Consider the following 7,369-nt stretch of genomic DNA (forward strand, 5'->3'; position numbering starts at 1 on the left):
ACATCGGGAACAATGAGCCGCCTGCGTGCGTACTTCGGTCCTACGGGAGCGGTAAGGTACCGCGCTCGCCGGGGCATTTCCACGAGGGGGTGGGAGCGTCCCGGAGGTGAGCCGCTCTCCGCTGAACGGGTGTGTGAGAAAAGTCCGCGGGACCGGGAACCAGGAAGACGTCGCCGGCGTTACTAACGCCAAGTGATACATCGATACAGGAGAGTGAAAACCGATGGCCACCGACTACGACGCCCCGCGTCGCGACGAGGTCGACCTCGGCGAGGACAGCCTCGAGGAGCTCAAGGCCCGCCGTGCCGACTCGCAGTCGGGCGCAGTGGACGTCGACGAGGTCGAGGTGGCGGAGAGCTTCGAGCTCCCCGGCGCGGACCTGGCCGACGAGGAACTCACCGTCAAGGTGCTGCCGATGCAGACCGACGAGTTCCGCTGCGCCCGTTGTTTCCTCGTGCATCACCGCAGCCAGCTGGCCGCGGAGCGCAACGGGGAGCTGATCTGCCGCGAGTGCGCCTGATCGCCCGATCTGGCGCGCCCTTGTTTGACTGGAAGGAAGAACGGCGAAGTTAACGGACGGGGAGGACGACGATGACCACACCCGAGACCGGATCCATTGTTCCGGACCCGTCCGAGACGCCGGGCACAGACGTCGTGCCCCGGAGCGAGACACGTAGCGACACGCGTGCCGACGCACCGGAGAACGACATCGGCAAGACCGTCGCCGCGCTCACGGCCGACGACGTCGAGCCGGAGGGTCGCCGGCGCCTGCTCGGCCGGCTGGTGAACGACGTCCGCCGGCGAGGATTGGGCAAGGTGTTCCGGCCGAGGGCCGCGATCCGCTGGATGGCGGACGTGGTCGGCGACATCGCACCGCACGTGCCGATCAGGAACCTCGACACGTTGCAGCGCCACTTCGACGGGATGGACGGCGACGAGCTGGCCGACCGCCTGATCCGCAACGCGGCCCGGGCCACCGCCGGGATCGGAGCGGCCGGCGGCGGCGTGGCCTCGCTGCAGTGGGCGGTCACGCCCACGCTGTTGTCCGCCCCGGTGCTGCTCACCGCCGAGACGGTGGCCGTCGTGGCCATCGAGCTGAAGCTGATCGGTGAGCTGCACGAGGTCTACCGTGTGCCGATCGAGGGCACCGGCACCCAGCGCGCGGCCGTTCTCGTCCGATCCTGGTCCGCGCAGCGCGGTGTGAACCCGCTGCTGCCCGGCGTGGGCGTCGGGACGGTGCTGGGCACCGCGGCCCGCAAGGAACTGCAGAACACCCTGCTGCGCCGGTTCGGGCGCAACCTGACCACGATGGGCCCGCTGCTCAGCGGCGCCGCGGTCGCCAGCTACCTGAACCAGCGAGCCACCAAGAAGCTGGGCGAGACCCTCCAGAAGGACTTCCGCAAGCAGCGGAAGCAGGGTCAGCTACCGTCCGGCGGCCGCACGGAGCTCACCGGCTAGCCGGCTGGGGTGACGGGTGCTGACCACCCAGAACGGCGTCGGATCCGCCGGGTCGTCGAGCAGCACCTGCACCGCTCCGCCGATCCACGGACGCTGGATCACGAAGGCCAGCGGGTGGGCGCCGACCCCGAGCACCTCGCGCTTTCCCTCGGCGTCCAGGGCCACCACATCGGCGATCGCCGACACCGGCAGCCGCGCGTCGTCGACCCGGAACTCGTCGGCGGTCACGGTCACCTTGATCCGGCCCAGCCAGAGCATCACGGCCACGGTCACCGGCAGCGCGACGGCGAAGGGCACCCAGGCGCGCAGGCCACCGGCGCCCAGCCAGACCTCCGCGACGAGCAGGAAGCCGGCGCACAACGCCAGCGGCCAGGACCACCACGGGACACCCAGACGTTCCGCGTACGCCGGACCGGCGGTAGTGCGCTCGGCGGGGTCGGATGTCACGCTGGTGAGGGTACGGCGCGCCTCCGCCCGGCGGCACGGCAGGATGGCAGGGTGTACGCGCCCAGCAAATCGCGCAGCAATCGACGATGAAGAGGTAAGACGCTGTGGACGTCGCGGTCCGCCGGCTCGATCCGGACCTGCCACTGCCCGCCTACGCCCACCCGGGTGACGCCGGCGCCGATCTGGTCGCCGCCGAGGACGTCGAGCTCGCCCCCGGCGAGCGGCGGCTGGTCCCGACCGGGGTGGCGATCGCGCTGCCCGAGGGCTACGTCGGCCTGGTGCACCCGCGGTCCGGGCTGGCACACCGCCTCGGCGTCACGGTGCTCAACGCGCCCGGTACGGTCGACTCCGGCTATCGCGGTGAGATCCTGGTGAATCTGGTCAATCACGACCCGGACGCCACCGTCAAGATCTCCCGTGGTGACCGGATCGCCCAGCTGCTCATTCAGCGGGTCGAGCGCGCCACCTTCCACGTCGTCGACGAGCTGCCGGCGACCGTGCGGGGCGATGGCGGGCACGGCTCGACCGGCGGCCACCAGGCGTTCGTCTCACAGCAGCGCTGAAGGAAAAGGTGACTTCGATGTTCTCCCGCAAGCGTCCCAAGCACGTCCGGGACGAGGACGCGCCGCAGTCGGCGGCCCTCGCGCACAGCATGACCTCGGACGGCGCCGTGAAGCCCGAGCACGGCCCGTGGGACGTGCGCTGGGCGCCCGAGGCGGCCAGGCTCGACCTGGGCAGCCTGCAGATTCCCGCGATCGAGGGCGTCGAGGTGCGGGTGCAGGCCGGGCAGGACGGCAATGTGGAGCACGTGGTGCTGGTGTCCGGCGCGGGCGCGGTGGAGTTCGCGGCGTTCGCCGCCCCGCGCACGGAGGACATCTGGGACGAGGTCCGCTCCGAGATGCTGCAGGAGATGAAGGCGGGCGGGCTCTCGGTGCGCGAGGACCACGGCCCGCACGGCCCCGAGCTGATCGCCCAGCTGCCCGACCCGCAGGGCCAGCTGGTCGACGTCCGGTACGTCGGGGTCGACGGGCCGCGCTGGTTCATCCGGGCCACCTTCCAGGGGCCGGTGGCCGCTGACGCGAGCGCCGCCCCGGCGTTGTGGGAGTGCCTGGAGGGCCTGGTGGTCGTCCGCGACGACGAGCCGCGCCCGGTGCGGGAGCCGCTGCCGATGCGCCTGCCCAAGGAGATGGCCGAGCAGGCACAGCAGCAGGAAGAGCAGCCGGAGCAGTGAACCGCTTCGAGCGCCTTCGGCGTACCGTGGTGTGATGTCGACCGACGAACGGACCACCGGGCTGCGGCGGTTCTTCGAGCGCCTCACCGCCTCGGAGGACGAGCTGCAGGCCGAGGAGCTGCAGCGGGAAAGCGCCAAGTGCGGCGCCATCCCGGCCGGTCAGTGCACCCGGGGTCAGGTCGTGTCGGTCTCCGGCCGGCTCCGCACGGTGGCGTACACGCCACGCACCAACCTGCCGACGCTGGAGGCCGACCTCTACGACGGCAGTGACGTGGTCACCCTGGTCTTCCTGGGCCGCCGCTCGATCGCCGGCATCGAGCCCGGCCGGCAGCTCACCGCCCGCGGCCGCATCGCGCTGCGCGACGATCGCAAGGTCATCTACAACCCGTTCTACGAGCTGGAGGCGCCGCGGTGACATCACCCCGCGACGGGATGGATCGAGTTGCCGAGGAGATCGTCGAGGAGGCCGGCCTCCACCCGGATCCGGAGCTGGCCGAGCCTGCGAAAGACGCCGATGAGCCGTTCCCCTCGATGAGCGAGCAGATCTCCGAGCAGCTCGGCGGGGTCCGCGGCCTGGTCGAGTCCAGCATCCCGGTGGTCGCGTTCGTGCTGCTCATCGTCCTGCTCGGCGAGAATGTCGCCGGGTTCGACAAGCGCACCGCGCTCTACTGGGCGATCGGCGGCGCGGTCGGCACGGCGGTGCTGATCGGCGTCTACCGCCTGATCCGCAAGGAGCCGATCCGGCACGCGGTCAACGGCGTCGTCGGCATCGCGCTGGGCGCCTGGCTGGCCTGGCGGTCCGGCGAGGCCAAGGACTTCTATCTGCCCGGCATCCTGCTGAGCCTGGGCCAGGTGGTGCTGCTGATCGGCTCGGTGGCCATCCGCAAACCGATCCTGGGGTACGTGTGGGCCGTGCTGGCCAACAAGGGCCGGCACGACTGGTTCGACAACCGCGAGCTGTTCCGCACCTTCCAGTGGCTGACCCTGGTCTGGGCCGGTTCGCTGTTCATCCGGGCCGGCGTGCAGGGCTGGCTCTACCTCGCCGACCAGGCCACGGCGCTCGGCGTGACCAGGATCCTGATCAGCTGGCCGATGTACGCCGCCACCTTCGCCTTCTCGGTCTGGGCCATCCGCCGCGTCACCCGGCGGCAGGCGGCCCGGCTCACTCCCTGACCGCGCTCACTCCCTGACGGCGTCGCCGAGGATCACCGCGCGCACCTGGTCCTCGACCTCCGCGGTGCACACGAAGATCAGCTCGTCACCGGCCTCGAGCGGGTCGTCCGGGGTCGGCACCAGCACCCGCTTGCCGCGCAGGATCGTGACCAGGGCGGAGTCGCGGGGCAGCGGCACCGAGCGCACCGGCTCGCCGACGTAGGGCGCCGTGGGCGGCAGCGTGATCTCCACCAGGTTGGCCTCGCCCTGCCGGAAGGTCATCAGCCGCACCAGGTCGCCGACCGTCACCGCCTCCTCGACCAGGGCGGCCATCAGGCGCGGCTTGCTCACCGACACATCCACGCCCCACTGCTCGGTGAACAGCCACTCGTTCTCCGCGCGGTTCACCCGGGCCACCACCCGGCCCACCGCGAACTCCGTCTTGGCCAGCAGCGACACCACCAGGTTGGCCTTGTCGTCGCCGGTGGCCGCGACCACCACGTCGCAGCCGGCCAGCTCGGCCTCCTCGAGGCTGCTCACCTCGCACGCGTCGGCCAGCACCCACTCGGCCTCCGGCACGCGCTCGGGGCGCAGCTGCCGCGGCTGACGCTCGATCAGCATCACCTGGTGGCCGTTGCCGATCAGCTCCTGGGCGATGGACCGGCCCACATTTCCGGCCCCCGCGATGGCGATGCGCATGTCAGTGGCCTCCCTGCACGGCGGACGAGGCGATCTCCAGGACCGGCCCCACGGTGTCGTCGGTGACCAGCACGAACACCTGGTCGCCGTCCTGCAGGACGGTGGAGGGGGTGGACAGCGAGCCGATGCCGAACCGCATCAGGTACGCCACCCGCGCGCCGGTCGCCTCCTCGAACCCTTTCACCGTGAGTCCGACCCAGTCGCGGTGCAGTGGTGCCTCGACGATCGAGATCGAGCTGGTCGGGTCACGGAACACCTCGACGGTGCCCTCCGGCACCAGGTGCCGGACCATCCGGTCGGCCGCCCAGCGGATCGTGGCCACGGTCGGGATGCCCAGGCGCTCGTAGACCAGGGCCCGCCGGGCGTCGTAGATGCGGGCGACGACCCGGTGGACGCCGTACGTCTCGCGGGCCAGGCGCGCCGAGATGATGTTGGAGTTGTCGCCGCTGGACACCGCGGCGAAGGCGTCGGCCCGCTCGATGCCGGCCTGCCGCAGCACGTCCCGGTCGAACCCGATGCCGGTGACCGTGTTGCCGCCGAACTCGGCCCCGAGGCGGCGGAACGCATCCGAATTCTGGTCGATCACGGCCACCGTGTGCCCGCGCGCGTCCAGCTTGTGCGCGAGCGTGGACCCGAGCCGGCCGCACCCCATGATCACCACGTGCACAGGCCTGTGCCTTCCTCAACGCATTCGGCCCCGAGAGCTGTCATGCGTAGCGTGCCATGGCCGGGCGAATATTGGTGCCCGGGGGCTGTGCTACTTCCGGCCGCTGAGCCTTCGGCAAGGGCGGAGAACCTGGGCCCCTTCGGGACTGTGCTACTTCCGGCCGCTGAGCCTTCGGCAAGGGCGGAGAACGCGGGCCCCTTCGGGACTGTGCTACTTCCGGCCGCTGAGCCTTCGGCAAGGGCGGAGAACCCGGGCCCCTTCGGGGCCGTACGCTTGGCGCTTGTGGCAAGTTCGACGTCCCTCGTCAAGCGGCTCCTGGTCGGCCGGCCGTTCCGCTCCGACCGGCTGCAGCACACGCTGCTGCCCAAGCGGATCGCGCTGCCCGTCTTCGCCAGCGACGCGCTGTCGAGCGTTGCGTACGCGCCCGACGAGATCCTGCTGACGCTTTCCATCGCGGGGGCGGGCGCCTACTTCTACTCGCCCTGGGTCACGCTGGCCGTCGCCGTGGTCATGGTGACCGTGGTGGCCAGCTACCGGCAGAACGTGCACGCCTACCCGTCCGGCGGCGGCGACTACGAGGTGGCGACGGTCAATCTCGGGCCGAGGTTCGGGGTCGCGGTCGCCAGCGCGTTGCTGGTCGACTACATCCTGACCGTGGCGGTGTCGATCAGCGCCGGGGTGTCGAACCTCGGCTCGGTGGTGCCGTTCGTCGCCGAACACAAGATCGGCATCGCGCTGGTCGCGATCATCGTGCTGACCGCGATGAATCTGCGCGGCCTCCGGGAGTCCGGCACGGCGTTCGCCATCCCGACGTACGCCTTCATCGTGGTGATCGTCGGCATGATCCTGACCGGCCTGATCCGCGTCTTCATCCTCGGCCAGGATCTGCGCGCGCCCAGCGCCGACCTGGTGATCGCGGCCGAGGAGACCCACCTGACCAGCTTCGCCTTCGTCTTCCTGCTGCTGCGCACGTTCTCCTCCGGCTGCGCGGCGCTGACCGGGGTCGAGGCCATCTCCAACGGCGTGCCCGCCTTCAAGCAGCCGAAGAGCAAGAACGCGGCCACCACGCTGCTGCTGCTCGGCAGTGTCTCGATCGTGATGCTGGTCGGCATGGTCATCCTGGCCAGGGAAACCCACCTGCAGTTCGTCGAGGACCCGGCACAGATCATCGGCGGGCAGGCGGACTACGTGCAGAAGACGGTGACCACCCAGCTGGGCGAGACCGTCTTCGGCGACGGCTCGGTGCTGCTCTACCTGGTGGGCGCGGTCACCGCCCTGATCCTCTTCCTGGCCGCGAACACCGCCTTCAACGGCTTCCCGGTGCTCGGCTCGATCCTGGCCCAGGACCGGTATCTGCCCCGTCAGCTGCACACCCGCGGCGACCGGCTGGCCTTCTCCAACGGCATCGTCTTCCTGGCCATCGCCGCGATGGTGCTGATCGTGGCGTTCGAGGCCGAGGTGACCCGCCTGATCCAGCTCTACATCGTCGGCGTGTTCGTGTCGTTCACGCTGTCGCAGGCCGGGATGCTGCGGCACTGGAACAGGCTGCTGCGGACCCAGCGGGATCCCGGCCGGCGCCGGCAGATGTACCGTTCGCGGGCGATCAACGGGTTCGGCATGGGGCTCACCGGCGCGGTACTGATCGTCGTCCTGATCACCAAGTTCCTGCTCGGCGCCTGGATCGCGATCACCATGATGCTGGTCATCTACGTGAC

10 protein-coding genes are annotated in these 7,369 nt (G+C 70.4%); 7 read left to right on the forward strand and 3 right to left on the reverse strand.

Features of this window, described 5'->3' with window-relative positions:
* Positions 1-223 precede the first annotated feature (223 nt).
* Positions 224-520, forward strand: coding sequence for a DUF4193 domain-containing protein (locus AB0M20_RS18355; RefSeq protein WP_015624762.1), 297 nt, complete (start codon positions 224-226; stop codon positions 518-520).
* 71 nt (positions 521-591) lie between these two features.
* The gene (locus AB0M20_RS18360; RefSeq protein WP_364299558.1) at positions 592-1,458 is read left to right on the forward strand and encodes a hypothetical protein; all 867 of its coding nucleotides are present in this window, start codon (positions 592-594) and stop codon (positions 1,456-1,458) included.
* On the opposite strand, the gene AB0M20_RS18365 is transcribed toward AB0M20_RS18360, so the two are convergent.
* Positions 1,423-1,905, reverse strand: a complete 483-nt coding sequence (locus tag AB0M20_RS18365; RefSeq protein WP_364299560.1) for a DUF3093 domain-containing protein — start codon at positions 1,903-1,905, stop codon at positions 1,423-1,425. The genes AB0M20_RS18360 and AB0M20_RS18365 overlap by 36 nt on opposite strands.
* Before the next feature lie 104 nt (positions 1,906-2,009).
* On the opposite strand from AB0M20_RS18365, the gene dut reads away from it, so the two are divergent.
* The 4 genes from dut to AB0M20_RS18385 are packed head-to-tail and all read left to right on the forward strand — an operon-like array spanning position 2,010 to position 4,309.
* Entirely contained in the window at positions 2,010-2,468 is a 459-nt protein-coding gene (gene dut, locus AB0M20_RS18370) for a dUTP diphosphatase (protein WP_364299562.1), read from the forward strand.
* A 17-nt stretch (positions 2,469-2,485) separates the two neighbouring features.
* Positions 2,486-3,136 (forward strand): DUF3710 domain-containing protein, encoded by a 651-nt coding sequence (locus AB0M20_RS18375; protein WP_364299564.1) that lies wholly within the window; start codon positions 2,486-2,488, stop codon positions 3,134-3,136.
* Positions 3,137-3,170: 34 nt separating this feature from the next.
* Positions 3,171-3,551, forward strand: a complete 381-nt coding sequence (locus tag AB0M20_RS18380; RefSeq protein WP_364299566.1) for an OB-fold nucleic acid binding domain-containing protein — start codon at positions 3,171-3,173, stop codon at positions 3,549-3,551.
* 17 nt (positions 3,552-3,568) lie between these two features.
* Positions 3,569-4,309: a DUF3159 domain-containing protein gene (locus AB0M20_RS18385; protein WP_364299574.1), complete on the forward strand. Its 741-nt coding sequence runs from the start codon at positions 3,569-3,571 to the stop codon at positions 4,307-4,309.
* Positions 4,310-4,315: 6 nt separating this feature from the next.
* Here the strand turns inward: AB0M20_RS18385 and AB0M20_RS18390 are convergent, their stop codons facing one another.
* The gene (locus tag AB0M20_RS18390; protein ID WP_364299568.1) at positions 4,316-4,987 is read right to left on the reverse strand and encodes a TrkA family potassium uptake protein; all 672 of its coding nucleotides are present in this window, start codon (positions 4,985-4,987) and stop codon (positions 4,316-4,318) included.
* A 1-nt stretch (position 4,988) separates the two neighbouring features.
* Positions 4,989-5,654, reverse strand: a complete 666-nt coding sequence (locus tag AB0M20_RS18395) for a TrkA family potassium uptake protein (RefSeq protein ID WP_364299570.1) — start codon at positions 5,652-5,654, stop codon at positions 4,989-4,991.
* Between the two features lie 282 nt (positions 5,655-5,936).
* Between AB0M20_RS18395 and AB0M20_RS18400 the strand changes: the two genes are divergently transcribed.
* Positions 5,937-7,369, forward strand: a 1,433-nt coding sequence (locus AB0M20_RS18400; protein WP_364299572.1) for an APC family permease, incomplete at its 3' end; no start/stop codon positions are given.

This window comes from Actinoplanes sp. NPDC051633, assembly GCF_040681735.1.
Taxonomy (GTDB): Bacteria; Actinomycetota; Actinomycetes; order Mycobacteriales; family Micromonosporaceae; genus Actinoplanes.

What these genes read in the sequence shown, in the direction of transcription:
- AB0M20_RS18355 (WP_015624762.1), top strand. Translation starts at nt 224, where the DNA reads ATGGCCACCGACTACGACGCCCCGCGTCGCGACGAGGTCGACCTCGGC.
- AB0M20_RS18360 (WP_364299558.1), top strand. Translation starts at nt 592, where the DNA reads ATGACCACACCCGAGACCGGATCCATTGTTCCGGACCCGTCCGAGACG.
- AB0M20_RS18375 (WP_364299564.1), top strand. Translation starts at nt 2,486, where the DNA reads ATGTTCTCCCGCAAGCGTCCCAAGCACGTCCGGGACGAGGACGCGCCG.
- AB0M20_RS18380 (WP_364299566.1), top strand. Translation starts at nt 3,171, where the DNA reads ATGTCGACCGACGAACGGACCACCGGGCTGCGGCGGTTCTTCGAGCGC.
- AB0M20_RS18385 (WP_364299574.1), top strand. Translation starts at nt 3,569, where the DNA reads ATGGATCGAGTTGCCGAGGAGATCGTCGAGGAGGCCGGCCTCCACCCG.
- AB0M20_RS18390 (WP_364299568.1), bottom strand. Translation starts at nt 4,987, where the DNA reads ATGCGCATCGCCATCGCGGGGGCCGGAAATGTGGGCCGGTCCATCGCC.